Origin of the sequence: Fibrobacter sp. UWH9, from assembly GCF_900129715.1 — a bacterium.
Lineage (GTDB): Bacteria > Fibrobacterota > Fibrobacteria > Fibrobacterales > Fibrobacteraceae > Fibrobacter.
Window position 1 is genome coordinate 44,585 of sequence record NZ_FQWP01000006.1, and the last position, 24,508, is coordinate 69,092.

The 24,508-nt window shown below is 50.3% G+C and carries 20 protein-coding genes; 11 read left to right on the forward strand and 9 right to left on the reverse strand.

What is annotated here, in order from left to right; all coding sequences use genetic code 11:
• Positions 1 to 12 precede the first annotated feature (12 nt).
• The gene (locus BUB94_RS07065; protein WP_073235510.1) at positions 13 to 1,395 is read right to left on the reverse strand and encodes a hypothetical protein; all 1,383 of its coding nucleotides are present in this window, start codon (positions 1,393 to 1,395) and stop codon (positions 13 to 15) included.
• An 87-nt stretch (positions 1,396 to 1,482) separates the two neighbouring features.
• Positions 1,483 to 2,202, reverse strand: a complete 720-nt coding sequence (gene ispD / locus BUB94_RS07070; protein ID WP_073235512.1) for a 2-C-methyl-D-erythritol 4-phosphate cytidylyltransferase — start codon at positions 2,200 to 2,202, stop codon at positions 1,483 to 1,485.
• 268 nt (positions 2,203 to 2,470) lie between these two features.
• Between ispD and BUB94_RS07075 the strand changes: the two genes are divergently transcribed.
• Together BUB94_RS07075 and BUB94_RS07080 are read left to right on the forward strand one after the other, a co-directional pair.
• Positions 2,471 to 2,755, forward strand: coding sequence for a type II toxin-antitoxin system RelB/DinJ family antitoxin (locus BUB94_RS07075; RefSeq protein WP_073157293.1), 285 nt, complete (start codon positions 2,471 to 2,473; stop codon positions 2,753 to 2,755).
• Complete coding sequence (locus BUB94_RS07080; protein WP_073157425.1) at positions 2,736 to 2,996, forward strand: Txe/YoeB family addiction module toxin; 261 nt, start codon at positions 2,736 to 2,738, stop codon at positions 2,994 to 2,996. The genes BUB94_RS07075 and BUB94_RS07080 overlap by 20 nt, the downstream gene beginning before the upstream one ends.
• A gap of 86 nt (positions 2,997 to 3,082) precedes the next feature.
• Here the strand turns inward: BUB94_RS07080 and BUB94_RS07085 are convergent, their stop codons facing one another.
• Positions 3,083 to 4,525: an alanine/glycine:cation symporter family protein gene (locus tag BUB94_RS07085; RefSeq protein WP_073235515.1), complete on the reverse strand. Its 1,443-nt coding sequence runs from the start codon at positions 4,523 to 4,525 to the stop codon at positions 3,083 to 3,085.
• A gap of 310 nt (positions 4,526 to 4,835) precedes the next feature.
• On the opposite strand from BUB94_RS07085, the gene gltX reads away from it, so the two are divergent.
• From gltX to queA, 4 genes are all read left to right on the forward strand, one after another.
• Positions 4,836 to 6,308, forward strand: a complete 1,473-nt coding sequence (gltX, locus tag BUB94_RS07090; protein ID WP_073235518.1) for a glutamate--tRNA ligase — start codon at positions 4,836 to 4,838, stop codon at positions 6,306 to 6,308.
• Positions 6,309 to 6,385: 77 nt separating this feature from the next.
• Positions 6,386 to 7,630 (forward strand): BON domain-containing protein, encoded by a 1,245-nt coding sequence (locus tag BUB94_RS07095; protein WP_073157284.1) that lies wholly within the window; start codon positions 6,386 to 6,388, stop codon positions 7,628 to 7,630.
• A gap of 13 nt (positions 7,631 to 7,643) precedes the next feature.
• Positions 7,644 to 8,624 (forward strand): WYL domain-containing protein, encoded by a 981-nt coding sequence (locus BUB94_RS07100; RefSeq protein WP_073235524.1) that lies wholly within the window; start codon positions 7,644 to 7,646, stop codon positions 8,622 to 8,624.
• Positions 8,625 to 8,626: 2 nt separating this feature from the next.
• Positions 8,627 to 9,670, forward strand: a complete 1,044-nt coding sequence (gene queA, locus BUB94_RS07105; protein WP_073235527.1) for a tRNA preQ1(34) S-adenosylmethionine ribosyltransferase-isomerase QueA — start codon at positions 8,627 to 8,629, stop codon at positions 9,668 to 9,670.
• A 57-nt stretch (positions 9,671 to 9,727) separates the two neighbouring features.
• Here the strand turns inward: queA and BUB94_RS07110 are convergent, their stop codons facing one another.
• From BUB94_RS07110 to BUB94_RS07115, 3 genes are all read right to left on the reverse strand, one after another.
• Positions 9,728 to 10,093 (reverse strand): SH2 domain-containing protein, encoded by a 366-nt coding sequence (locus BUB94_RS07110; protein ID WP_073157275.1) that lies wholly within the window; start codon positions 10,091 to 10,093, stop codon positions 9,728 to 9,730.
• 27 nt (positions 10,094 to 10,120) lie between these two features.
• Entirely contained in the window at positions 10,121 to 10,252 is a 132-nt protein-coding gene (locus BUB94_RS17305) for a hypothetical protein (RefSeq protein WP_254917571.1), read from the reverse strand.
• A 192-nt stretch (positions 10,253 to 10,444) separates the two neighbouring features.
• Entirely contained in the window at positions 10,445 to 11,203 is a 759-nt protein-coding gene (locus BUB94_RS07115; protein ID WP_073157272.1) for a nitrilase-related carbon-nitrogen hydrolase, read from the reverse strand.
• Positions 11,204 to 11,239: 36 nt separating this feature from the next.
• On the opposite strand from BUB94_RS07115, the gene BUB94_RS07120 reads away from it, so the two are divergent.
• From BUB94_RS07120 to BUB94_RS07135, 3 genes are all read left to right on the forward strand, one after another.
• Complete coding sequence (locus BUB94_RS07120) at positions 11,240 to 13,585, forward strand: peptidase associated/transthyretin-like domain-containing protein (protein WP_073235530.1); 2,346 nt, start codon at positions 11,240 to 11,242, stop codon at positions 13,583 to 13,585.
• Positions 13,586 to 13,627: 42 nt separating this feature from the next.
• The gene (locus tag BUB94_RS07125) at positions 13,628 to 14,311 is read left to right on the forward strand and encodes a M15 family metallopeptidase (RefSeq protein ID WP_083538167.1); all 684 of its coding nucleotides are present in this window, start codon (positions 13,628 to 13,630) and stop codon (positions 14,309 to 14,311) included.
• A 119-nt stretch (positions 14,312 to 14,430) separates the two neighbouring features.
• Entirely contained in the window at positions 14,431 to 16,521 is a 2,091-nt protein-coding gene (locus tag BUB94_RS07135) for a PEGA domain-containing protein (protein ID WP_175549692.1), read from the forward strand.
• A 68-nt stretch (positions 16,522 to 16,589) separates the two neighbouring features.
• Here BUB94_RS07135 and priA read toward each other — a convergent pair whose 3' ends face one another.
• Positions 16,590 to 18,677 (reverse strand): replication restart helicase PriA, encoded by a 2,088-nt coding sequence (gene priA / locus BUB94_RS07140; RefSeq protein WP_073235723.1) that lies wholly within the window; start codon positions 18,675 to 18,677, stop codon positions 16,590 to 16,592.
• Positions 18,678 to 18,805: 128 nt separating this feature from the next.
• Here priA and BUB94_RS07145 point away from each other — a divergent pair, with 128 nt between their 5' ends.
• Entirely contained in the window at positions 18,806 to 21,706 is a 2,901-nt protein-coding gene (locus BUB94_RS07145) for a DUF349 domain-containing protein (protein ID WP_073235538.1), read from the forward strand.
• 103 nt (positions 21,707 to 21,809) lie between these two features.
• Positions 21,810 to 22,781 carry an L-threonylcarbamoyladenylate synthase gene (locus BUB94_RS07150; protein ID WP_073235541.1) on the forward strand — a complete coding sequence of 324 codons (972 nt, stop codon included), beginning with the start codon at positions 21,810 to 21,812 and terminating at the stop codon, positions 22,779 to 22,781.
• Positions 22,782 to 22,906: 125 nt separating this feature from the next.
• On the opposite strand, the gene gmk is transcribed toward BUB94_RS07150, so the two are convergent.
• Together gmk and BUB94_RS07160 are read right to left on the reverse strand one after the other, a co-directional pair.
• Positions 22,907 to 23,467 (reverse strand): guanylate kinase, encoded by a 561-nt coding sequence (gmk, locus tag BUB94_RS07155; protein ID WP_073157260.1) that lies wholly within the window; start codon positions 23,465 to 23,467, stop codon positions 22,907 to 22,909.
• Positions 23,468 to 23,586: 119 nt separating this feature from the next.
• Complete coding sequence (locus tag BUB94_RS07160) at positions 23,587 to 24,498, reverse strand: glycosyltransferase family 2 protein (RefSeq protein ID WP_073157257.1); 912 nt, start codon at positions 24,496 to 24,498, stop codon at positions 23,587 to 23,589.
• Positions 24,499 to 24,508: the final 10 nt, after the last annotated feature.

The following is a 24,508-nucleotide window of genomic DNA, read 5'->3' on the forward strand; positions in this document are numbered from 1 at the left end:
ATCATCCTCTCCTTAGAAAAACAGTGTGACGCCTACGCCAACAAGGCCTGCGGCGGCAATTCCCAAACCTACGGCGCGCAACGTCTGTGCGTTTTCAATCTTATCACAACGGTCGTCGTATTCTTTACGGGTAAGCGTTTTCTTTTCGCTTTCCTTCTTGGCCTTGCTGTTGAAGACTGCGGCCATTACACCACCGCCAATCATGACAGCCCCTGCGATAGCGGGCGGAATCCAGGACTTCTTGCTTCCCTTGTCCTGTGCGGAAGCGTCCTTGGCAGCATCGTTGGCGGCAACATCCTTTGGTGTTTCCTGGACTGCGGAATCTGCTACAGAAGTGATGAGTGCAGTTGTGTCAATGGAAGCCAACTTCTTGACGACTGGTGCAGGTTTTGAGGAATCACCCATAACAACTTCAGAGGAAATATCTCCCTTCGCCTTGGCGCGTCGAATGTCCATCTGGCTTCCCCAAATCCAGCGGCCCACCAGGTCCTTTTCCTGGTAGGCGGCAGTGAATTCCACACGGCCTCTAAAGTTCTGCATTTTGCCGTCGGTTCCCAGGGGCAGGTTCACTTTCTTGTCTACTGCACTGACGATGATGTGCGAGAAGTTTCTGCCGGAGGGTAGGGATTCAACATTAAAGATCTGCGCTCCGTTTAGAAAGTAGGAACCCGCAACCGGTCTGTTCATATCCAGATAAAAATCCAGGTATTCAGGTTCCAGCACGATCTTCATGTTGGCTTTGTTCTTTTCTAGAGAGTCATTTATTACTTTGATTCGATCGACGAATAGGGGTGCGAATTCATCGTGTGCTTGACGGACTACGACTTCGCTGCACTTTTCCACCCAGCGTTCCAGCAGGTTTTGCTGCACCTTCATGCGCTCTGCATCAAAGTATAGGTTGAAATCATAGGTCGCGTCAAAGGCCCCTTCTAGATTCAAAGGTTCCAATGCGATCTCGCCATCCATGCGTAACATCTTTTCCTTGGAAACGAGAATTCCGCCCAGGGCGTTTGCGCAGACCTGAATCTGTTCGGTGCGCTCTGCCAGGGTGTTTCCAACCTTAACGGCGTTCAAGCTTAATTCACCAGTCAGTTCCATGTACTGGGCTTCGAATTCGGGCAGGTCCACGGAATAGAAATGTCCGCATTCCTCGTCCAGCACGTCGTTGATGGAAATCATGGAACAGCGGTTGTTCATTTCTGCAATCTTGGATGCTCGGGTCAACAGCTCGTCAATTTGAGGATTGCTTTCGCCTAAATCGGTCTTGATGTTTTCCAAGTTCTGCTGAAGGCTTTCTAATTCGGCAGGGTCTTTCACGAAAATGGATACGGTTTGGCTGGCTATGGAAAATGCTGCCAATGCACCGATAAATGCCGCGACTCTTAAAATGTTCATATCCTAATTCACCAACAAGGTTGAGTTTCCCAAAACTCCAATATACTGAATTACCAATGTAATAAAATGATATGAGAATCCTGTTTGTTACTTCAGCTTTGCAGCGAAGATTTCGAAGTCTTCGGGGGTGGTCAGCTTGTCGTTGGCTGCGGCACCCTTAACGATATAGACCGGCTCTCCAAAGAATTCCAGGATGCTGGCTTCGTCTGTAGGAATAAAGTTCAACGGCTCTGCAGCGATACGCTTGTACAGCGACTTAAGAACGTCGATGCGGGCTGCCTGGGGGGTCTGTGCCATCCAGACGGTATTGCGGTCGATGGTCTTTTCAACGCGGCCGTCTGCTGCGATCTTGATGGTATCTACAGCGGGTTTTGCCACAAGGCATGCCCCCTTGGTTACCAAGGTGTTGCAAACGTCAAGAATGATCTCCTTGCTAATAAAGGGACGGGCTACGTCGTGAACGAGAACGTATTCCGCAGAACTGGTCAGGGCATTGACACCGTTTTCCACGGACTGCCAACGTTCTGCACCGCCCACAACGATTTTCAACTTGGCGCTCATTTCTGGAGTGAGGCTGGAGTTGCTCGTGTCTGCGGCCGACCCGAAAAGTTCATCTTCAAAATGGCTTTTCCAGTCGACAGGTACAGCCATCACCACTTCGGCAATTTCGTCCATCTGCAGGAACGTCTCAAGGCAATAACGGTAAACAGGCTTGCCGCCCAAAAGCATCAGCTGCTTGGGAATGTTTCCGCCCATGCGCTTGCCCAGGCCACCGGCCGGGAGAACCACTGCAAATTTCTTGTCCATGTGACCGCCTATGAAAGGAGATTGGTAATTGTGCGCTTCAAATTAGTTTTTTTACAATCATTTTACGCAAGAATGTGAAACATTTTTCCCTTTAAAAACGTGTATAGAAAATAGCAGGAACACTTTCTTGCTTCAGGCCATAACAAGGCTTGATTTGCGAAACATAACGTGAAAAAGGAAAAAGATGGCTGAAATATCGGTAAAATGTTGTGATAACTTGCAAAATGTAAGCGAATGTATTACATTGTCGGAAAATGGAGGTTTAATTATGGCCCTTTCTACAATTTCCGCAAGAATCGAAACCAAGGACAAGGAACGTTTCGACAAGTTCTGCGAAAAGGTGGGGCTGTCTACGTCCTCTGCCCTCAACTTGTTCGTCAAGGCGGTTCTCAGGGAGAATCGCATCCCTTTCGAAATTTCCCTTCCGGATCCCTTCTATAGCGAAAGCAATATGAAGTTCTTGGAAGAAGGCGCTGCGGCCATTAAGGCTGGGAAGGGGGTTGTTCATGAACTGATTGAAGTTGGGGGGGATGATGAAGAAGAACTGGTTTGATAAAGCCTGGGAAGATTATCTCTACTGGCAGTCCCAAGACAAGAAAACCCTGAAACGAATCAATCAACTCCTTAAGGATGTTGAACGAAGTGCCGAAGATGGAATCGGCAAACCGGAGCCTTTGAAAGGTAAACTATCCGGTTTCTGGAGTCGTCGAATCGATGATGTGAATCGCTTGGTGTACCGAGTTAATGGAGACGTCATCGACGTGATTTCCTGTAAGGGACACTACGAGGATTAACTGACAGTAAAAAAAACAGATGGTTCGTCGCCATCTGTTCTTTTTAATTCTAGCGCTTGGTTTCTGCGCTATTGAATCATTGATTTTTATTCGCCCACCTTGCCGTCGTGCAAGCGATCCAGGAAGTCCCTGGTTTCGAGAGCTACGATGCCGCTCAGCAGAATCAAGGCAATCAAGTTGGGGAATGCCATGAGGCCGTTGAAAATGTCAGCGCAAGTCCAAACGGCGCTTACGGTGAGGTAGGGGCCGATAAAGATGGCTGCAACATAAATCCAGCGGTAGGCGAGGATTGCCTTTTTCTTCTTGCCGCCGATCAGGTACTGCAGGCACTTTTCAGAATAGTAGGCCCAACCCAGAATGGTGGTGAATGCGAAGAACACCAGAGCGATTGCCAGGAAGTAAGGAGCGATGGTTGCGCCGCCGGGGAAGAATGCGAGACCGCGGGAGAAAGCTTCCATGGTGATGTTCACGCCTTCCAGGCCAAGCTTCGGATCCCAAGCGCCAGAAACCACAATGGCAAGGCCGGTCATGGTACAAATGATGATGGTGTCGAAGAAAGTACCGGTCATGCAGACCAGACCCTGACGTACAGGTTCGTTGGTCTTTGCGGCGGCCGCTGCGATGGGTGCGGAACCGAGACCAGCTTCGTTACTGAAGATACCGCGGGCGATACCTTTCTGCATGGCGATGAAGATGGTGCCCACCACACCGCCGGTCACAGCGCTGGGGTTGAAGGCTGCGCGGACGATGGTCTGGACCGCTTCGGGAATAGCAGCGAAGTTCATCATGAGCAACAGCATGCAAGCGAGAATGTAGAGGATTGCCATGACAGGAACGATATAGGTAGAAACCTTGGCAATGCGCTTCAGACCGCCGATAATCACGAAGGCGGAGAATGCTGTCACCAGAACGCCTGCGATGGCGGTGGTGATGCTGACGGAGTTTCCGCCGATGTTCACGAATTCTGCGGCGTTAGGAGTGAGGCGAGCCATGGCGCTGGTAATGCCGTTCACCTGGGTGATGGTGCCGATGCCCATGACGCCTGCGCAGACGCCGAAGATGGCGAAGAGCACTGCCAGCCACTTCATGTTCCAGCCGAAACGTTCCTTAAGGCCTGTTTCGATATAGTAGAAGGGTCCACCCAGAACCTTGCCGTCCTTGTCCATCTTGCGGTACTTCACGGCCAGAACGCCTTCGGCGTACTTGGTTGCCATACCGAAGAAGGCTGCCATTTCCATCCAGAAGAGGGCGCCGGGTCCGCCGGTGCCGATAGCAGTTGCCACACCCACGATGTTACCTGTACCGATGGTGGCAGCAAGAGCGGTGCAAAGTGCGCCGAAGCTAGAGACTTCGCCCTGGCCGCCCTTTTCGTTGTGGAGCATGTAACGCAGAGCGTTGGGGAGGTTTACCACCTGCAAGCAGCCCAAGCGGACTGTAAGAAGGAGGCCTACAAAAAGAATGACGACAATGAGGGGTACACCCCAAACATAGCCATCGATGGTATCAAGAAAAGCGGTTAAAGCTTCCATATCGATCCTTTGGCTACGCGGATTTGCCAAAAGACAAATTCGCTATGAATAAATTGCAGACGAAATGTAGAAACATATGAGTCAATTTGTTGATGCTCAATGGGAAACGTGATGGGATTGGGAAAAATATTCGCTAAAATTGTCTGCTCGTGGATTGGTTTTACATTTTATGTAGGTGCTTTGTTAGCCTCGTGGGAGACTGCGAGGAAATCTTGTTTTTTTGAAATTGCTAAATTTTGACATAGAAAATTTTAAACTATGGAGCTGTGACAAGATCTCTTGCGCGGCTGCCCTAAAAAAGGAATACAATATGTGCGATTGCTGCAATAACAAGCGTCCCGTCCGTGTACGTTTTGCCCCCAGCCCCACCGGTTACCTCCACGTTGGCGGTGCCCGTACTGCTATCTACAACTACTTCTTTGCAAAGGCCATGGGCGGCGTGTTCTACCTCCGTATCGAAGATACCGACCGTAAGCGTTATAACGAAACTGCACTGCACGACTTGATGCGCGACCTGAAGTGGCTTGGCCTCCAGTGGGACGAAGGTCCGGGTTGCGAAAAGGATTGCGGTCCTTACTTCCAGAGCGAACGCTTGCACATCTATAACGAACAGATCAAGAAGCTCCTTGACTCTGGCGATGCCTACTACTGCTTCTGCACCGAAGAACGCCTCCAGGAAGTTCGTGCCGAACAGGAAAAGGCCGGCGTGTCCGTGACCGGTTATGACCGCCACTGCCGTAACATTCCTCGTGAAGAAGCTGAAGCCCGCATTGCCGCTGGCGAAAAGGCTGTGATCCGCTTCAAGGTTCCCGAAACTGGCGTTACCGAATTCGACGACATGATCCGCGGCCACATCTCTTACCAGAATGAACTGCTGGACGACCTGGTTCTCATCAAGCGCGACGGTTACCCCACTTATCATTTCGCAAGTGTTTGCGATGACCACCTGATGGGTACTTCCCACGTTCTCCGCGGTGACGAATGGATTTCTTCTACTCCCAAGCACGAATTGCTGTACAAGGCATTCGGTTGGGAACCTCCTGTATGGTGCCACCTGCCGGTGATTCTCGACAAGAACGGCGGTAAGCTTTCCAAGCGTAAGGGTGCTGCCTCCGTGGGTGACTTCCGCGACCTGGGCTACCTGCCCGAAACTCTGGTCAACTACCTGGCTCTCCTGGGCTGGAATCCGGGTGACGACCGCGAAGTCATGACCATCAAGGAAATGATTGACTGCTTCACCCTGGAACGCATCAACCCCAAGCCCGCAAGCTTCGATGAAAAGAAGCTGCAGTGGATGAACGGCCAGCACATTCATATGTGCGACGACGCCATGCTCCTCGGCATTATGAAGGAAGGTCTGGCTGCCAAGGGCTTCGACCTGAGCGCCGAACCTGAAGCTCGTCTCCTGGAAATTGTTAAGCAGCTGAAGCCCCGTGCACACTTCGTGCAGGACCTGGCAGAAATGTCCACCTACTTCTTCAAGGCTCCGGAAACCTACGACGAAAAGGGCGCCAAGAAGCACTTTGGGGTCGGCTCCAAGGAACTTTGCCAGCAGGTCCGCGACATGCTGGCTTCCATCGAAGACTTCAAGACTCCGGTCATTGAAAAGGAATTCTACGCTCTGGCAGAACGCATCGGCCACAAGGTGGGCGAACTGGTGGGCGCTCCCCGCTTGGCAGTTTCTGGCGTTACCGCTGGTCCTGGCCTGTGGGAACTCTTCGAACTCCTGGGTAAGGAAGAAACCCTCCGCCGTATCGACGTAGCCCTCCCGCTCATGGGGTAACAAATAGTGTTTAGTAAACAGTGGTTAGTAAACAGTAACAACTAACCACTAACCACTAACCACTAACCACTCAATCAATGCGTGTTCAGTTTCCTCATAAGTTGTATAGTCAGAGGCTATTCTGTTGCCGTTGCCAGAAGGTAACGGACCACGATATTTTTGCCCAGGAAAACTATACCACTTATGGGGGCTTGGACCCTCATATTCCGGTGCTGTGCTGCTGTACCCGCTGCACGGCCCTTTTTGTTGCCTTTTCTAACGAATTTTGTTTCTGCCGAAAGGAACACATCAATTCCGACTACGCCAAGATTTTCGGGCATAACCGTGTGGCTCCGGGTAACTGGCTCTACTTCAAGAAGAGTCTTAAGCCTGGTCTTGTAAAAAGTGTCTTCCAGGGCCCCGAAAAAGATATCATGGTTCTGGATTATGGTAGCGGTCCCGAAAAAAAGGTAGAATGCCCCAAGGTGACAATCCAGAAAGAAGAGTCTACGGATGGTTACCGGTTGCTGCCGGCACAAAGTGCCCATACGCTTCTTGGAGATCAGGTCTACCATACCATTCGCGACCAGTTCGGCGTTGCCGTGGGCATGGTGAACGATGGCGAAAAAGACAAGCTGGCTGTTTTGTTAAAAGACAAAACCCTGTTGTTCATTACCTTGCCGTTGCAGGCTCAGAATGCGCCTAACGATAAACTTACCCAGGCGGTGTTGGGCAAGGTAAAACAGGTGTTCCCGCAGGATGCTTCCAAGGTTTCCATTGAAGTGGGGCAGGGTGTGGTTTACCTTAAGGGAATGGTCCGCAACCTTTCCATTAAACGTGCCATGAAGGCTTGCATTAACGGCCTCCCTAAGGTGCGTGGTTGTGTTGACTTTACCCGAATCCAGACGGACTCCTACATCACGGATACTCAAATTGAACGTGCGGTTATCGCCTTGCTGGAATCACCCAATGTCCACCTGTTCAATTATGATGTAAAGGTCCTATTCGGCCGTGTAGAAGTTTCCGCCTATTGCAACGAAAAATATTACTCCAGGGATCTGGAAAATAAGGTGGCTGAAATTTCTGGTGTGTTGGCGCTTCATTGTGCCATTTCCGTGATTCCTGCCGATCAAGTTGAAAATGAAATGCTGTGCAAGGAACTGGAAACGGATCTGGCCTTGCATTCCATTATGCAGGGGGCTGTGGTAAAGGTTTCCTGCGTGAACAAAAAATTCCTGCTGGAAGGTCATGTGCGTTCTGTTATTCAAAAACAGGCTGCGTTCCTGTCTGTGGTAAAGAAGGCAAAGACCGCTTCCATTGAAAACCGTTTAAAACTTCTGTAACTGGAGAAATCCTATGGCAAGTGGTTACGAAAAAATCAATAATATCAAGGGCTTCCTAAAAAGTAAGGTCACTGTAAAACAGCTTGCCTCTTTGTTGAATTGCGGCCCTCGTACGGTATTCCGTCATCTGGATGTCGTTGCCAAGGAAAACTGCGGACTCCGTAAGTTTAAGGAAAATGGCGAAACTTATTATGTTATTCAAACTGACAAGGAGATGAACTTCAACCAGGAAGTGGTTCGTCAACTTGAAAAGGTCAAGAAGAGCCTTTCTGTCGCTAACGCGGCCGACTTGAAGACTATCAAACTGCTGGAAAAGGTGATTGATTCCATGCAGACCACCGATCCCGAAGACTTCAAACCCGATGCCATTTCTACGGACCCGGACTACATTCTGGATTACGGTCCTTTCTGCGATAATAAATTGCAGGATTCCATGGTGAACAAGGTGCTGAAAGCCATTCACGATGGTTCCATGATCCGCATAAATTACACTCACTCCGCCTCTTCTGAAAAACCAGAGACGAAGATAGTGAATCCTATCAAGGTCATTATGCGTATGGATACCCTGTATCTGATAGCCGCAGATGAAACTTATGAAGAAACTCAGGTGTTCAAGAACTTCATGTTCGAAAAAATTTCCAACGTGACGATTACGAATGTTCCCGCACCTAAGCTGCCCTTCGATGCGAAGATCCATTATAAGTATGCTTTCGCCAAGTATACCGATTCTAAAATCACTCCTGAAGATGTTTCCCTGTTGGTCAAGACCAAGTGGCTTCAGACTCAGTTTGAACGTTCCCACTTCTTCCCGGAAGCAACCCGCCGTCTCGATAAGAATGGCAATATGGTTGTGGATGTAAAACTCCGCATCACCCCTGATTTTGTTACTTGGCTCATGGGTGTTTCTACGGAAATCTCTATTCTTAAGCCGGAATCCCTCAAGAATAAGGTTCGTGAAAGTTTGCTGAAGGCTTTGGCCGAAATGGATGCGTAACCATGGAACATAATCTTTCTGACTACAGTTTTGAATTTCCTCCCGAACTGATTGCCAGCCGCACGGCGGGCAAGGGCAAGACTCGCATTTTGCATTGCCCTAAGGACGGTGGTGAACGTCATGTCATGAAGGCTGCCGATATCGTAGATCTTTTCAGGGCCGGTGACTGCCTGGTGGTGAACAACACCAAGGTGATTCCTGCCCGCCTTTATGGAAAGACCATGCACGACGGCGAAGTAGAAACCTTGCTGGTGCAGGCCATGATTCCTGCCGAAGATGGTTCTGCCCGTTACGAGGCTCAGGTTCGCCCGGGTAAGGCTTTTAAGGTGGGCCGCGAATTGATAATCGCTGGCGTTAAGACCACTGTAGAATCTATCAACGAAGACGGTTCCCGTGTTCTGCGCTTTGCCGTAACGCCCGTTGAACTGGAAGCGGTGATGAATGCCCAGGGACACGTGCCCCTGCCGCCCTACATTAACCGCCCCGATGACGAAGAAGACAAGAAGGCTTACCAGACTATTTTTGCCAAGTATTCCGGTGCCGTTGCCGCTCCTACGGCAAGCCTCCACTTTAGCGAAGAGATGCTGCAGGCTCTAAAGGACAAGGGTGTCAAGGTCGCCGAAGTTACACTGCATGTGGGACCCGGTACCTTCCAGAATATTTCTGTAGAGGATTTCACTCAGCACAAGATGCACGGTGAACACTACGAACTTACAGAAGAAAATGCTCGCATCATTAACGAGGCAAAAGCCGCCGGTGGCCGCGTTGTTACCGTGGGTACCACAAGTACCCGCGTGGTAGAAACCATCGCCGACGACAACGGCGTTGTCCGTGCCCAGAGCGGTGTCACTCACGCGTTCTTCTATCCGGGTTATCGCTACAAGATCGTAGACGGCTTGCTTACCAATTTCCATTGGCCCAAGAGTTCCCTGATCTTGCTGGTGTCTGCTTTCTATGGCCGCGAAAACACTCTGGCCGCCTACAAGATGGCTGTAGAAAATCGCCTGAAGCTGTTCAGCTACGGCGACGGCATGCTGATCCTTTAGAATCCAAACGTCACCCTGTACGTCACCCTGAATTTATTTCAGGGTCTCAGGGACTCCCTACTTGTCCTTGCGTTGCGGGAGCGTCCCGAAGTAACCTTGCTGCCTTAGGGCGGCAAGAACTTTCAGCTGATTTTCCTGAGTCTCGTTCAATATTTCGTCTAAAACAAACTGAGGAATTCTCTTCAGTGGCTTAAACTCGTTGGGAACGCCTGAGTAGTCGCTCAACTGCCAGGCCACCATCATCTTCTTCAGAAATTCGCTCCAGGGAAAATTGTCCTTGATAGACATATAGAACTGGGCTGGTTTCTTTCCGTCCTTGCCTTCTAAAAGCAGGGATCCGTCGCGAAAGCATGATAAAAGCACAGCCTGCCGTTCCTGATTTAGGGTGGCAGGCTGCGCGGGTATAACAAGGATTATTTTCATTTTTTGAAGCTAAATTGCCTTGGCTTTTTAGGCGGCGAGTTCGCGGCGAATTTGAGAATACTGGTAGCCAGAAATCGAGGTAATCTTGAGGACCAGTTCGCGGGTAACTCCTGCTTTAATCAACGCCTTGACATACTGCAACTTATTTTCGTTTGACATGATGCACCTCTCTCTTTTTTGACGTTGATATCCGTTTTACATGAAGAAAGATACAATTAATTTTTGACATTTGGCTGTCATCTACATCACATTTTCAAAGAAAAATTTTTCAAAAGATTTCGTAAGTTGTTGATGCTCAATGAGTTGCCGAAAATGACGTTGTTTTAATATTGTGATTTAAATCATTCCAATTTAGACTATTCCTTTCAGGACGGGAAATGCCTTGCGGTATTCCTCTTGCGGAGCCGATAAAATGGTCCCCTGGATCACTTTTTCTCCCATTTCTCCCTGGGCGATAACCTCGCCGGTGGGGGAGATAATCATGGAATTTCCGTATTGGTTTGCGGCGGCTACATAAACCTGATTTTCGATGGCGCGGGCTTTCAGCAGGGTGATCCAGTGTTCCTTGCGAATGACGGGCCAGGCTGCCTGAATGGTAATTAGTCTTGCCCCGGCTTTTACGGCGTCGCGGAACAGTTCCGGAAAACGCAGGTCGTAGCAGATGGCGGCGGCGACATTCCACTGGTTTATTTTGAATAAGCTAACGGAATCGCCAGGGATGAAATCCACTTCGGGGAAGAAGGGCTTTCGCTTGTTATAGCAGGCGGCTTCCTCTTTGCGACCGGGCAGATAAAGGCTGGAATGGTTTTGCATCAGGGGGGCGTTCTGACCTTTATTGGGAACTGTAGAAATTCCAGCGCCAAGGACTGCACATCCAGTTTCGTCGGCCAGTGTGCTCAAGAAGTTGGCGGTGAGTCCTGCATCTGCATGGCCGAAGTCTTCTGCATATTTGGCAGGCTCTTCGGGAATGTACCCTGTGGCGAACATTTCAGGGAGAATGATAAGGCCGTCCCTGGGATTGCATTCGTCTAATAGTTGACGGACTTTCCTGAAGTTTGCGGTTTTATCGTTTAAAACCGCTTCCATCTGTACTAAATAAATCTTGAGCATGGTATACCGAAATATAAAATTTCTAATTTAACTAGTATGAGTATTCGACGCCTTATCGTTTTTCTGTCTGTGGTATTTTTTGCTGTCGTAGCATTCGGTGCTACGCCGACCCTAATTTCGGGTGTGGTTCTTGAAGCCGAAAATGACTTGCCCATTAAGGATGTGACTATTACCTATGTGTCGGGTAAGTCCGTGGGTGAAACGAATTCAGATGGCCGATTTGAGTATACCGTAAGCTCCAGTAATGCATCCCTCGTCTTTAAGAAAGATGGCTTTGATAGCGTTGTGGTGGAACTTCAGGATTTTGCCGACCTGTTCGATATGGTGGTTACCTTGAGTACCAACGTTCGTAGCCTGGGTGCAAGTACCATTGTTGGCGGTAGCGCCGAAAAAGTTCAGTGGGAAGTTGAACGCAAGATTAATCTGGATAAGCTTGAAGATGCTGCCGGTATGCGTTTCGACCTTACGGAACATTTGAGTCAGATGCCTGGTATTTCTGGCCAGAAGGATTTTAGTAGTGCTCTTTACTATGATGGTTCCCGTGCCGGTGATGTGGCTTACCATCTAGGTCGTCTCCGCATTCCCAACATGCGTCATCTGGATGTGGGATTCCCGGGTAACCTTTCTGTGATTAACCCTCATACCTTGAGCGGTATCGAAATTCATGACAACTATGGCGAAGGTCCCATCGGTCAGGGCCTGGCAACTTCTGTGCAATACATTCCCGAACAGACCAAGGGCGATTGGGGCTTGAGAGGAACTGCTGGCATTACCATGAGAGAAGTTGTGGTGGATGCTCCGTGGCTCTTCTGGGATAGTTTCCGTTTTGCATTCCGAATGCTGGACGCAGACATGTTGAAGAACATGGGAGAAAAGTTCTTCTCTGAGTTCCGTAAGAATACCGATGATTGCAAGGATTGCAAGGTGGCTGAATCGAACCCCTATGACCTGAGCGCCATGGATGTTTATGCCCAGTTTAACGGCTCGGATTCCGAAGGAAATACCTGGGCTCTGCGAACCTTGTATAGTTCCGACGAATATAGCGTACACCAGGATACTTCTAGACGCATTGATTCTGTGGCCTTTATCGATATCATTGAAGGTGTGCAGTCTTACTTGGTCATTGGCGCCGAATATGAATCCCGTTTTGGTACCAACTTCCACGCAGGTATGGTTCGCGAACATGTGGGCGACACCTTGCGCGATACGATTGGTTTCCGTAGCCCGGGCAGTACCGACCAGGATATGGCAAAGGCTTTCATCGACAGCTACGAACAGACCCACACAACTCTTAGCGGTGGCCTGGATAAGAAATTCAAAGGTGATATCTATGGATCAAAGTTAAGCGGAGCTCTTCTGTATGAACATCATGTTCTTGAACATAAGTATCCTGAATTTGGTGGTGTTCAATCCAAGGATCATCAGACGGGTGTGCTTTCTGGAGCGGGGCGTCTGAACTGGAAGAGCGACTACTCTCAGAAGATTCTTTCTTTGGGTGCTGTTGCCGATGCGGGTGAACATGAAGCCGCTCCTACGGCCTCTTTCGATTATCAGCAGAATCTTTCTAAGACCGATACTGCTTTCTGGCGCCTTTTTGGTAATGCCGCCTACCGCAGCGACTGGAAACCTTACTTTGATGATGGCGAACTGACGGGACGTCTGGAATCGGGTGTTTCCGCTAAGCTGGGCCTTGGTTATAATTCCAAGTACTTCATTGCCCAGGCTTCTGGTTTTGGTCGTTATTATGCGGATCCGCTGCTGCCCTTGCCTAAGGCCTATGCCCGTTATAATGATGTGACTCCGGTGGATTTCGCCTGGGTAGCCGGTGCTTCGGGTTCTGCAGAATTAAAGACTTCTCACCATTTCTCCATGGCGACAAACATCAGCTCTGTCTACGGTGAATATGAACTGGATGGCGGTAGGAGCTTGCCCTGGGAAGCCAATTCCCGTCTTGATATTCTTTCTCACTTCCGCTACTATCCCCGCAAGGACTCTATCGTGTCTGTAATTTTGACTCATCATGCAGCCTTGCATCGTCCGCTGTATTACTATTCGGTTACCCCGGCTACAGCCAATTCCATTGGCACTCGAGAACTGAAAGATTATCACCAGTTTACGGATTTCTTCCGCACAGACCTTCGCGTCAATTTGGATTTGATTCCCAAGAAGAGTTTCTTCCGTACGGCCAGGTTCTATCTGGAACTTGATAACATCTTTGCAAATCTGGATGTTGAATTCCTGGGTTCCGACAACTACCGCGAACGTTCTTATGTAACTCGTGATGACCGCAAGAAGAATTCTGCTGACGGTTATGATCTGGTTCCCTTTATGGCTAAGGGCTTGGGATTGTACCCTCAGTTTGGTGTAGAAGTTCAGTTCTAGTTTAGCTTGTTCCGCCTTCTTGTAATTTTGGCCCTTTGTGGTATGGCATTGGCGAATCCTACGGATGTCGCCTTTGTTCCGCCTAAGCCCGAAAAACCTTTGCGATTCTGTTCCGCAGTAAAGCAGTGGATTGCCTTTGCCGAACAGGATTCCAGCCTTGTGGAAATTACCCGTATGAAAGGCTTGCGCATGGATTTACGCTATGCGACTTTTGATAACGTAACGGGACATGACTTGTATTGCGGCGTGCAGCGGGCTTTTGTCCGCAAAGAAGCCTACGAGAAACTGAAGAAAACCATCCGTGTCATGGAACAGGAATTCCCGGGAGCCAAGCTAGTCATCTTTGATGCCGCTCGACCTGTTTACGCTCAGGCTGCCCTGAGGAATACCGTGCGAGGAACTCCATATTCCCATTACGTTTCTTCTCCGGCGAAAGGGGGGCTTCATAATTTCGGACTTGCTCTGGATTTGAGTCTTACGGATGCAGAAGGAAACTTGCTGGATATGGGGACTGATTTTGATTCCTTTGAACGCTGTGCGGGTTCTGTAGGGGAGTCTGAAGCTTTGCAAAGTGGTCGTTTGACTCAACAGCAGATAGACAATCGCAATAAACTTCGTTCTATTATGAAAAAGGCGGGATGGGTTCCTCTAGGAAGCGAATGGTGGCATTTTAATGCCTTTACCCGAGATTATACCTACGAAAATTTTGAGAAGTTTGGCATCTAATTTCCCCTATGCTTGCTTTCCTACATACCCTTTAGGGTTGATTTTTGAGTGGTGAGTTGTTGCATATAAATCATATAGAATGTATCTTTTCTATTACATAAGATTTTGAGGGACGCGATATGAATTTAAAAGTTCTTTTTGGAGCGCTAGTACTTTGCAGTTCGGTTGTTTTGGCTGATGATTGGGATTCTGTAGGTTGGGACGACGCTGGTTGGGATGAACCTGCTCCCGCGGCAAAACCTGCTCCTAAGCCCGCTCCGGCCCCAGCTCCTGCACCCGCTCCTGAGGCTCAGCCCGCTCCGGCTCCTACCCCGGCACCCGCTCCTGAGGCTCAGCCCGCTCCGGCTCCTACCCCGGCACCCGCTCCTGAGGCTCAGCCTGCTCCGGCTCCTGCCCCGGCACCCGCCCCTGTGGCCCAGCCCGCTCCGGCTCCTGCCCCGGCACCCGCCCCTGTGGCCCAGCCCGCTCCGGCTCCTGCCCCGGCACCCGCTCCTGTGGCCCAGCCCGCTCCGGCTCCTGCCCCGGCTGCCGAACAACCTGCTACTTTCGTACCGTCGGTTGCTCCCGTAGCATCAGAACCGGCTCCGCAGAGTCCTACCCCTGTGGCTAATGTGGCTCCTGCTGGTGCTGCTTTGGATCTGGATAAGTTGACCGCCAAGGATACCGACGACTTTAACATTTATTCCAACCGACTGCAGCTGATTATGGACAGCGTTACCGCCGCCCACGTTTTCGTACAGCAGATTGAATCCGATGTCAAGGCTCAATTGCCCCCTCTGGCTCCCAAGGGCGAATTTGAAAAGATGGCTGATTTTGAAAAACGCAGAGCTGTCTACGACAAGGAAGTTAAGTCACTTTCTGAAGCACGTTCCCGCGTTGCAGTAAAGCGTATCGCTGAACTTGAAGAAGCGGCTGATAAAATCAGGAAGATTCAGTCTGGTATGTACTCCGATGTAGAAGTGCGTACCTTCCCCGAAAATGCTCAAGTGGTTCTGTCTACTACGGGTGAGTCCTTGGAAGCTCCCGCTAAGTTCGAAAGCGTTGTTCCTGGCAAGTTGACGGTGACCGTTTCTTATCCCTCTTACGAAACAAGAGTTGTAGAAGTTGAATTGAAGGCCAATACCAAGTTGAAACTTGATGTTGTTCTTGAAGAACAGAGCATTTTCTCTAGAGAAGGTGAAATCAAACTTTCTGAACTTCTGCTCAAGAATTCCACAAAGTCTGAAGAGTATAAGGCTCGTGTGGTTATCATCGAAAATCGTATCAGACAGACTGATGGCGAACGCACTCAGATGATCAACAAGTTTATGGCCACTTACCCCAAGTTGTCTCCCCAGCAGCCAAACGAATCATCCGAAGAATTCGCTCGCCGTAGGGATCAGTGGCAAGAAGAAGGAAACCGTCAGTATAGTGAACTGATTTCCCGTTGTGACAAGTATCGTGAACGTCTGCTTCGCGCCATTGAAGTCTTGAACGACTACATGGTTGCTGTTCAGGCGGAGACTATTCGTGCCGAAGCTCCCAAGGCTCAGGTGACCATTGGTTCTTATGATTCTGAAGCTGAAACCTTCAGCGTGTCCGTGGTGGATTCCTTGGATGTCGCAACTCCGTTCTTGTTTAGCGGTGTGATGAAAATGCCGATTGACAAGGCTGCAACCTTTGATCGTTCCGCTCCTTTCAAGACCGAAGTGGAATATCTGAATTTCCCGTTGAAGACTCAGGCTGGCGACCGCTATATCGCAATGTCCAATCTTTACTTGAGCCGTGGCGGAGTTCCCTTTGACGTGGACGGTTCTTTCTCTGTGAATGAATTTGCCAATGAACCTGAATTTGTCAATTGGAAGGCCAAGTCCGATTCTATTCTTGCTGGTGAATTGAAAACCCGCGGCCTTACTGCAGAATATGCCTACGGTAGCGATATGCCTTCGGCTCAGCAGCAGTCTGGCGAGTCCTGGACTTGGCGCGCATGGACCCGAATTGCTGCCGCAGTTCTTATTGCCGGTGGTGTAGGTGTGGGCATCTATGAGAACTCAAAGGCTAATGATGTTGCTAACGATTATAACACTTCTGTGTTCAGCAATTACGAAGAAAAACAGGCTGCTCAGAAAAAGGCTGTAGATGATATCGACCATCATCAGACGCTCCGTAACGTTTTCTATGGCGTTGCCGGTGCAGGTCTTTTGGCTGGTGTGATTACCTTTGTGTTCTAAGTCAAAACGTTTCTAACGAAGAACGGATGCTCCTATAAGGAACATCCGTTTTTTTTTGTATGCGTTTCCTATTGAATTTCCACCTTTATATCTACTCCCATAACCCAGGGTTTGGGGGAGTTGACGATGGGCGAAAGAATTCTCCGCACGGGGGCCAGATCCTGTGTCTTGATGTAGAGTCTGGTCCAGTGTACGTTTTGCACAATGGGGACGAAGGCGTCTACGGGGCCTAATACCATAAAGCTCTTGTCGGCGCGGAGGATGTTTTCTAGACGTTCCACCGTATGGCGTAAAAGGTCTGGGTCCTTGCTGCCGCAGCTGATTTCTACCAGCTTGCAGAAGGGCGGGTAGCAGGCGGCTTGTCGGTCGTCAGTTTCCATGGAGGCGAAACCTTCGAAGTCATGGTGAATGGCAAATTGCATCACCGGCTCGGAGGGCTTTAAAGTCTGAATGAAGACTCGGCCTTGGTCGCTTTGCGGGTCGTCGGATTTGCGGGAGGCTCGGCCGGCTCGACCTGCCGTCTGACTCAATAATTGGTAAAGACGTTCGGTTGTTCTAAAATCGGGGATGCCTGTGCCGCTGTCGGCTCCGACGATTCCTACCAAGCGAACTCCGGGGAAGTCGTGGCCCTTGGCAACCATCTGGGTGCCAAGCAAAATGTTGAATTCACCGCTGCGGAACTGGTCCAGAATTTTTTCGGTGGCACCTACGTTCTGGGTGGTGTCGCGGTCCATGCGGATGACTTTGGCTCCGGGAACCCAGCCGTTGATTTCTTCTTCCAGCATTTCGATGGCTCCGCCCACGAATTCGTAGGTGTCTGCTCCGCAGCTGCCGCAGGGGGTGTTTACGGGGTAGAGGGTGGCGCAGTAATGGCACATGAGAGAACGGTACTGCTTATGATATACCAGAGGAATGTGGCAGTTCTTGCAGTAAAGGGTTTCTCCACATTCCGTGCAGACTCGAACCTTTGAATAACCGCGGCGGTTCATCAGGATGATGGCCTGGTCTCCGGCGGCCACGTTTTCGGTCAGGGCTTCGCGGAGGGCGGGGGAGAGCATGATGCCTTTCTGCTGGCGGTTCTTGCCCATGTCTACGATGTCGATGTGAGGCATGGGTGCCTGGGTGGCGCGTTCCTTTAGCGTCAACAGCTTTAGCTTTCCGGTTTGTGCGTTTGTGTAGGTTTCAAGGCAAGGAGTTGCGCTGCCTAAAACCACAAGGGCTCCATGCTTGAATGCCAAGTGGAATGCTAGTTCACGGGTGTGATATCGTGGGGCAGGGTCCTGCTGCTTGAAAGAAGAATCGTGTTCTTCGTCTAAGATGACAAGGTCAAAGTCGAAGGGAGCCAGAATGGCGCTGCGGGTACCAAGGACTACTTTTGCATCACCGCGCATAATGGACAGATAGCCTTCTCGCTTTTTGGGGGCGGACAGGGCGGAGTGCAGAACCACGATGGGAACTTGCAGAAAGTCTTCAAACCGTTTGGAAGTCTGCGGTGTCAAACCGATTTCGGGAACCAGGATTAAAACTTTTTTGCCCTGGCTCAGGGCGACTCGGGCTAACTCCTGATAAATGCGGGTCTTGCCGGAACCGGTAACGCCGTGAAGGAGGGTGCCGCGGAAACCTGTGCCGTTAAGATCGGCGACTAGGGACTGCAGTGCGTTATTTTGTTCTAACGTCAGCGGCGGCTGGGCGGTAGATTCTGCGGATGGCTTTATGGTTGCACTAGGGGTGTCTGCCGGCAAGTCTGAATTTTTCGATGCGGCCAGGGCGTCCAGGAACTTTTCAAAATCGGCAGGCCAAAAAACAAATAGCGATTTCATTGGCGTGCTTATATAATACCTGGCGACCCATTCCAGATTTTCCATATATCGTTCGTTAAAGGAGAATCCGGATTGGTGAGGGTAGGCGGGGCGCACCTGGAATGAGGGCCGCTGCTGGTGTACCTTGGAAACTACGGCCAGGGCAGGCTTCTTGCGTGTGGCGAACTGAACCCATACAACATCACCGCGTTTCAGGGTGACGCCAACAGGGACTCCGTATGTATAGACATCGGGAGCCATGGGGATGTACACTTCGCAGAAGTCGGTCAGCAGCTCGGGTTTGAGCTTGTTATGAACTTCTTCGGGTGCGTTTAGTTTGGGAATTCGTCTTGCCACGGCAACAAAGATAGTTAATAGTGTAAAAAGCACCTAATTTCTGCCATTTTTTTATTGACAAAACTTTTTTTAGTTAGATTATGCTATACACGAGCCCCCAAGGGCTTGTCTACCTATTGGAGAAATTTATGAGCTTATTTGATTTTGTAAAACCGAACTGGAAAAAGTCTGACCCCGCTATCCGCCTCAAGGCAGTAGACGAAGTCGACGATCAGGACATTATTGAAGGTCTTGCCAGCGACGTGGATGTTCGTGTTCGTACAGCTGCCGTCAAGAAGGTGGCTAGCCTGGATACTCTCAAGCGCATCTCTCAGAATGATGCCGACGAAAGTGTAAAGTCCCTGGCAAAGAACCGCTATCTGGAAGAAATCGTCAAGAAGCTGAAGTCCCTGGATTCTGCAACGAGTGAAGATATTGCACTGCTTTCTGAAATTAAGGATACTCACTTCGCCGATGACTTGCTGAAGGCTGCCGCTACTTGCGATGCCATTCGCGAAGAACTGGTGAAGTCTTGCACCAAGGCTAGCGTTCTTACCATTGTGGCTACCCGCGATGCCAAGGAATCCGTTGCCATGGCCGCTGCCGAAAAGGTGACTTCTGAATCCTTTATGGCTGACATCGCCAAGAGCTCCAAGCATACTTCCGTCCGTAAGATGGTGGCCGATAAGATTCGCGCCAAGAAGGAAGCCGAAGATGGTGGCAAGAAGGCTGCTGCTCTGTTGGCAGGTAAGCAGGAGGCTCTGCTGGGTCAGGCACATCACCTGGCTGCCCAGAAGGATCCTCTGGCTGTGAAGTCTCAGTTTGAAGAACTGATGGCCGAAGCCCGCGCCTTGGGCATGGGTGACAAGCAGGCTGCCCTGGATGAAGTTTATGCAAGCTTTAATAAGTTCTGCGATGAAGCCAATGCCGAAAAGATTGCCGCTGAAAAGGCTGCCGTCGAAAAGGCCGCCAAGATTGCCGCTCTTTCTGCTAGCCTCGAAGAACTGGAACAGCTGGTTTCCGAAAACAAGTTGGCCGATAGCGCAGAACGCGTTGACGCTATCTTGAACGATTGGGCCGAAGGCAAGTCCATGATGGATGCCTCCTTGATCAAGCGCTTTAACAACGCCTACTTCAAGGTTCAGGAAGTCCGCAAGCCTGTGGTGGTGGATGCTCCTGCTGTAGACGCTGCTGACGAATCCGCCCGTCCGGAACTGCTGGAACGTCTGCAGGCTCTGGCTGACACCGACGTAAATGAAACTACCGGTAAGCACCTTCACGGCATTGTCCGCGAATGGGAAAAGCTGCCACTGCTTGAAGGTGAAGATCCGATCCTTCAGTCCTACAATGCTCTTCGCAATAAGCTTTCCGAAAAGATTTCTTCCTTCACTGAATCCGCTCAGAAGATGGTTGAAGAAAACTCCGTCAAGCTGAAGGCCATTATCGAAAAGGTCAAGTCCTTCGACGAAAATGAAGACTTCCGCGAACTGAACAAGAAGGTTCGTGAATGCTACAACCAGTGGAAGGAAATCGTTGGCGAACAGAAGTTCAAGTACCACGACCTGTGGCAGGAATATAAGGCTGCAACCAGCCGTTTCCAGGAAATGCAGCAGTGGGAAAACTGGCGTAACGAACAGGCTCGCGATGAACTGCTGACCGAAATGGAAGCACTGACCAAGGAAGAAGCTAGCCAGAACGTTCTTAGCAAGCTCCGCGAATTCAGCAACCGCTGGAAGGAAATCGGCCCCGTATCTGCAGCAAAGCTTCAGGACTACCGCGATCGCTTCCAGGGTTACTATGAAAAGGTCAAGGAAAACTGCACTGCCTTTATCGAAGAGATGAATGCAGAACGCGTTAAGAACCTGGCCGACAAGGAAGCCATTTGCCAGAAGATCGAAGAACTGGTTGCCAATGCTGAAATTTTCTGGAAGGACAAGTTCAAGTCCGTTCAGGAACTCCAGGAATCCTGGAAGAACATCGGCATGGTTCCCAAGGAAAACGTGGCTGCCCTTACCGAACGTTTCAAGGCCGCTACCAACGCTTTCTATGCTCAGCATAAGGAAAACCTGAAGGCTGAAGATGAATCCCGCGAAGCTAACTACGAAAAGAAAGTTGCCCTCTGCCTGGAAGCAGAAGCCATTCAGGAATCCAGCGACTGGAATGCAACTTCTAACAAGTTAAAACAGCTGCAGGATGCATGGAAGGCTACTGGCCCCGTACCCAAGAGCAAGTCTGACGAAATCTGGACTCGCTTCCGTACCGCCTGCGATGCCTTCTTTGAAAAGAAGCGTGCTCACTTCGAAGAAATGGATGCTTCCAAGCAGAAGAATCTGGAGGCCAAGACCGCCCTTTGCGAAAAGCTGGAAGGTACTAGCGAACAGACTTCCCTGGAAGAATTGAAGGCCGCCGAAGCAGAATGGAAGTCTTTGGGTATGGTTCCCAAGGAAGCCGTAGAAGCTATCAGCGATCGCTTCAATACCGTTTACAATAAGATTCTTGCCCGCCTGGCAGAAGCCGATGAAACCCTGGCTGCCGCCCTTGCCGAAATCAAGGCCAAGAAGCAGGAAATGATCAACAAGGTTTCTGAATTTGCAGAAAGCGCCGGTTCCAACCAGTTGGCCGATGCTGTCCGCGAAATCCAGAAGGAATGGCGTGAAGCCGGTTCTTGCGGAGCCGAAGACATGACTATGTACAAGCGCTTCCGCGAAATCTGCGATGACTTCTTCACCCGCCGTCGTGACCAGCTGGACATTCAGGAACAGGCTCGCCAGAACAACCTTCAGAAGAAGTTGCTGCTCTGCGAACAGGCCGAAGACCTGCTGACCGACCTGAGCGAAGCTACCGTGGGCGCTTCCATGAACAAGGTGAAGCACCTCCGTCGCCTCTGGAAGGAAGTGGGTGCCGTTCCCCGTGAACATTCCGAGAAGACTTGGAACCGCTTTAACTCCGCCTGCGACAAGGTGTTCGCTTTTGGCCGCAAGGATGAACCCAAGGCTGAAGAAGCTGCTGCTGCTGCTGCAGAGGCTCCCGCTGCCGAAACCGCAGAATAAGCGGAAACCTAAGGATAAATGCAAAAATTTAAGGATGGTCCTTTGGGCCATCCTTTTTTTGCATCTAGCAGAATCGGTGTCAAATTTCTAAATTTGGGCCATCATGAAATTTCCCCCTTGGACATCAGTGGATGAAGCCGCCCGACTTTTGGCAGACGGGCAGGTGGTGGCTATTCCTACCGAAACGGTTTACGGCTTGGCCGGCAATGCATACGAGCCTAAGGCTCTGGCACAGATTTTTGCCATTAAGGAACGTCCGACCTTTGATCCCCTGATTGTTCATATTTGCGATGTGGAACAGTTGAAGGATATTGCCAAGGATATTCCCGAGGCGGCCTACAAGCTGGCTGAAGCTTATTGGCCTGGTCCCATGACCTTGATCCTTCCCAAGAAGGATTGCATCCCTGACCTGTGTACTAGCGGCCTTCCTTCTGTAGCTGTACGCTTCCCGGCTCATCCCATTGCCCAGGAAATTATCCGCAAGGCTGGTGTGCCTTTGGCGGCCCCTAGCGCAAACCTGTTTAAGCACGTGAGCCCCACAACCGCCCAGCATGTGGCAGACCAGCTGGCTGATCGTGGGTTGGCGGGTATTGTTGATGGTGGCGCCTGCGACGTGGGCGTTGAAAGTTCCATCATATCCGTGGTGACGGAAATTCCTACGGTTCTTCGCCCCGGTGCCATAACTCCCGAAATGGTGGAGAAGGTCTTGGGCAAGGTGGCTATCAAGGAATCTACATCCAAGCCGGGTCAACCCATGGCCGCTCCTGGCCAGTGCGATACCCATTACCGCCCTCAGGTGCCTCTTTATTACGGCGAGGTTCCTGCCGGATTCAAACTTCCGGAACATACTGTGCGTATTGCATTTGGTGATACCGTCGGGCCGATTCCCGCTACCCTTAATCTTTCCGAAAAGGGAGATATGTTGGAAGCGACCGCCAAACTGTATGCCTACATGCATGATCTGGATTTGCCGGAATACGATTTGATCTTGGTGGACCCGATTCCCAATGTTGGGGTGGGGATGGCCTTGAACGATCGCCTAAAGAGAGCTTCTATAAAGATGCATGGGGGCTAACTGCCCTCCTGGACCCCTGCTCAGAATGTGCGTTGCACATTCTGGTCGTTGAGTTTCGCTTCAACGATTTTTTGTTTGTCAATCCCGAGCCCTCTCGGGATTGACTGTTTTATTTCAACGATTTTTTATTTCTTTTTCAGGATGGCGCGGAGTTCGTCGGCGGCTTTTTGCAGGTCGTCGTTGACGATGATGTGTTCGTACTTGCCCTGAGTTTTAGCAAATTCAACTTCCTTCTTGGCGTTTGCAAGGCGGAGCTGGATGACTTCTTCGGAGTCGGTGCCACGACCGCGGAGGCGACGTTCCAATTCTTCGTCGCTGGGCGGGAGAATCAGGATGCCTGTTGCGGTGGGATAGACTTTGTCAAAATTCACCTTGCCGAAAACATCAAGGTCAAACAGGACTCGATTGCCTTCGGCCAGAGTCTGTTCAACGAAACTCTTGGGAGTTCCATAGTAGTTTCCATGAACTTCATTCCATTCAATCAGACCGTCATTCTTGATCAGTTCTTCAAATTCTTCCTTGGTCTTGAAAAAGTAATGAACGCCATCGACTTCACCGGCACGGGGCTGGCGGGTGGTTGCAGAGATGGAATACTTGATGTCCGGAAAGTCCTTGATGACCAGGTCCTTGAGGGTGGTCTTGCCTGCGCCACTAGCGGCACTCATAACGAATAATTTGTTGTTCATATTCTGCTTTCAGTTTTCAGTTTCGAGCTCGCAACTGCGTTGCTTTCTGCTCTGTTTAACGCGGCTTCGCCGCCTTGTTTAAATCTCAATGCTCGCCACTCATCACTCGTGGCTGTCTACTATTTCTTGTCTTCGATGTACAGGGGACGCTGCTTGACTTCGTCATAGATTCGTCCGATGTATTCGCCCATGATTCCAATGGAAATCAACTGTACACCGCCAAAGAACACGATGGCCGTCATGAGAGATGCCCAGCCGGGAACCGTGGTGGTGGGGTAGAAAATCTTTTCGATAATGGACCAGACGAACAGACCGAGTCCCACGATTGTGGCAAACATGCCTGCGTAGAAACTGAGCTTCAAGGGGGCGGAACTGAATCCAGTAATGCCGTCGAACGCCAGTCGGAGCATCTTCTTTAGGGGATACTTGGAGGTGCCTGCAGTACGTTCGGCTCGATCGTACTTGACTCCGATTTTCTTGAAGCCTACCCAGCACACGAGACCGCGGAGGAATCGGCTACGTTCCGGCAGGTTCTTCAGCTGGTCCACCACGCAACGGTCCATAAGACGGAAGTCGCCTGTGTCGGGCGGAATCTCGATGCTGGTCAACTTGCCGATAAGGCGATAAAATGCAAATGCGGTAAACTTCTTGAAAATGGTTTCGCCGGCACGCTTGTTGCGCTGGGCGTAGACAACTTGATAACCTTCACGCCACTTTTCCAGCATTTCGTGAATCAGGCTGGGCGGGTCCTGCAGGTCACCGTCAATAATGACGACTGCATCGCCAGAAGCCTTGTCCAGGCCTGCGCTAAAGGCTGCCTGGTGACCGAAGTTGCGGCTGAAGTTCACGATCTTGTTGTTGGGGTTGCTGGGAAGTAAACCTTCTACAATTTCGCGAGTGCGGTCCTTGGATCCGTCGTTCACGAAAATTAATTCATGTTCCACGTTTTTCAGTTCTTCTTCAAGAACTTCGTATGTCTTGGCAACGATTTCTTCTTCGTTAAAGACGGGAATAATAACAGATAAAAGCATTTTAACCTAA

Excerpts from the sequence above, each read along its gene's own strand:
- BUB94_RS07065 (WP_073235510.1), bottom strand. The coding sequence starts at position 1,395 with ATGAACATTTTAAGAGTCGCGGCATTTATCGGTGCATTGGCAGCATTT.
- ispD (WP_073235512.1), bottom strand. The coding sequence starts at position 2,202 with ATGGACAAGAAATTTGCAGTGGTTCTCCCGGCCGGTGGCCTGGGCAAG.
- BUB94_RS07075 (WP_073157293.1), top strand. The coding sequence starts at position 2,471 with ATGGCCCTTTCTACAATTTCCGCAAGAATCGAAACCAAGGACAAGGAA.
- BUB94_RS07080 (WP_073157425.1), top strand. The coding sequence starts at position 2,736 with ATGAAGAAGAACTGGTTTGATAAAGCCTGGGAAGATTATCTCTACTGG.
- BUB94_RS07085 (WP_073235515.1), bottom strand. The coding sequence starts at position 4,525 with ATGGAAGCTTTAACCGCTTTTCTTGATACCATCGATGGCTATGTTTGG.
- gltX (WP_073235518.1), top strand. The coding sequence starts at position 4,836 with ATGTGCGATTGCTGCAATAACAAGCGTCCCGTCCGTGTACGTTTTGCC.
- BUB94_RS07095 (WP_073157284.1), top strand. The coding sequence starts at position 6,386 with ATGCGTGTTCAGTTTCCTCATAAGTTGTATAGTCAGAGGCTATTCTGT.
- BUB94_RS07100 (WP_073235524.1), top strand. The coding sequence starts at position 7,644 with ATGGCAAGTGGTTACGAAAAAATCAATAATATCAAGGGCTTCCTAAAA.
- queA (WP_073235527.1), top strand. The coding sequence starts at position 8,627 with ATGGAACATAATCTTTCTGACTACAGTTTTGAATTTCCTCCCGAACTG.
- BUB94_RS07110 (WP_073157275.1), bottom strand. The coding sequence starts at position 10,093 with ATGAAAATAATCCTTGTTATACCCGCGCAGCCTGCCACCCTAAATCAG.
- BUB94_RS17305 (WP_254917571.1), bottom strand. The coding sequence starts at position 10,252 with ATGTCAAACGAAAATAAGTTGCAGTATGTCAAGGCGTTGATTAAAGCA.
- BUB94_RS07115 (WP_073157272.1), bottom strand. The coding sequence starts at position 11,203 with ATGCTCAAGATTTATTTAGTACAGATGGAAGCGGTTTTAAACGATAAA.
- BUB94_RS07120 (WP_073235530.1), top strand. The coding sequence starts at position 11,240 with ATGAGTATTCGACGCCTTATCGTTTTTCTGTCTGTGGTATTTTTTGCT.
- BUB94_RS07125 (WP_083538167.1), top strand. The coding sequence starts at position 13,628 with ATGGCATTGGCGAATCCTACGGATGTCGCCTTTGTTCCGCCTAAGCCC.
- BUB94_RS07135 (WP_175549692.1), top strand. The coding sequence starts at position 14,431 with ATGAATTTAAAAGTTCTTTTTGGAGCGCTAGTACTTTGCAGTTCGGTT.
- BUB94_RS07145 (WP_073235538.1), top strand. The coding sequence starts at position 18,806 with ATGAGCTTATTTGATTTTGTAAAACCGAACTGGAAAAAGTCTGACCCC.
- BUB94_RS07150 (WP_073235541.1), top strand. The coding sequence starts at position 21,810 with ATGAAATTTCCCCCTTGGACATCAGTGGATGAAGCCGCCCGACTTTTG.
- gmk (WP_073157260.1), bottom strand. The coding sequence starts at position 23,467 with ATGAACAACAAATTATTCGTTATGAGTGCCGCTAGTGGCGCAGGCAAG.
- BUB94_RS07160 (WP_073157257.1), bottom strand. The coding sequence starts at position 24,498 with ATGCTTTTATCTGTTATTATTCCCGTCTTTAACGAAGAAGAAATCGTT.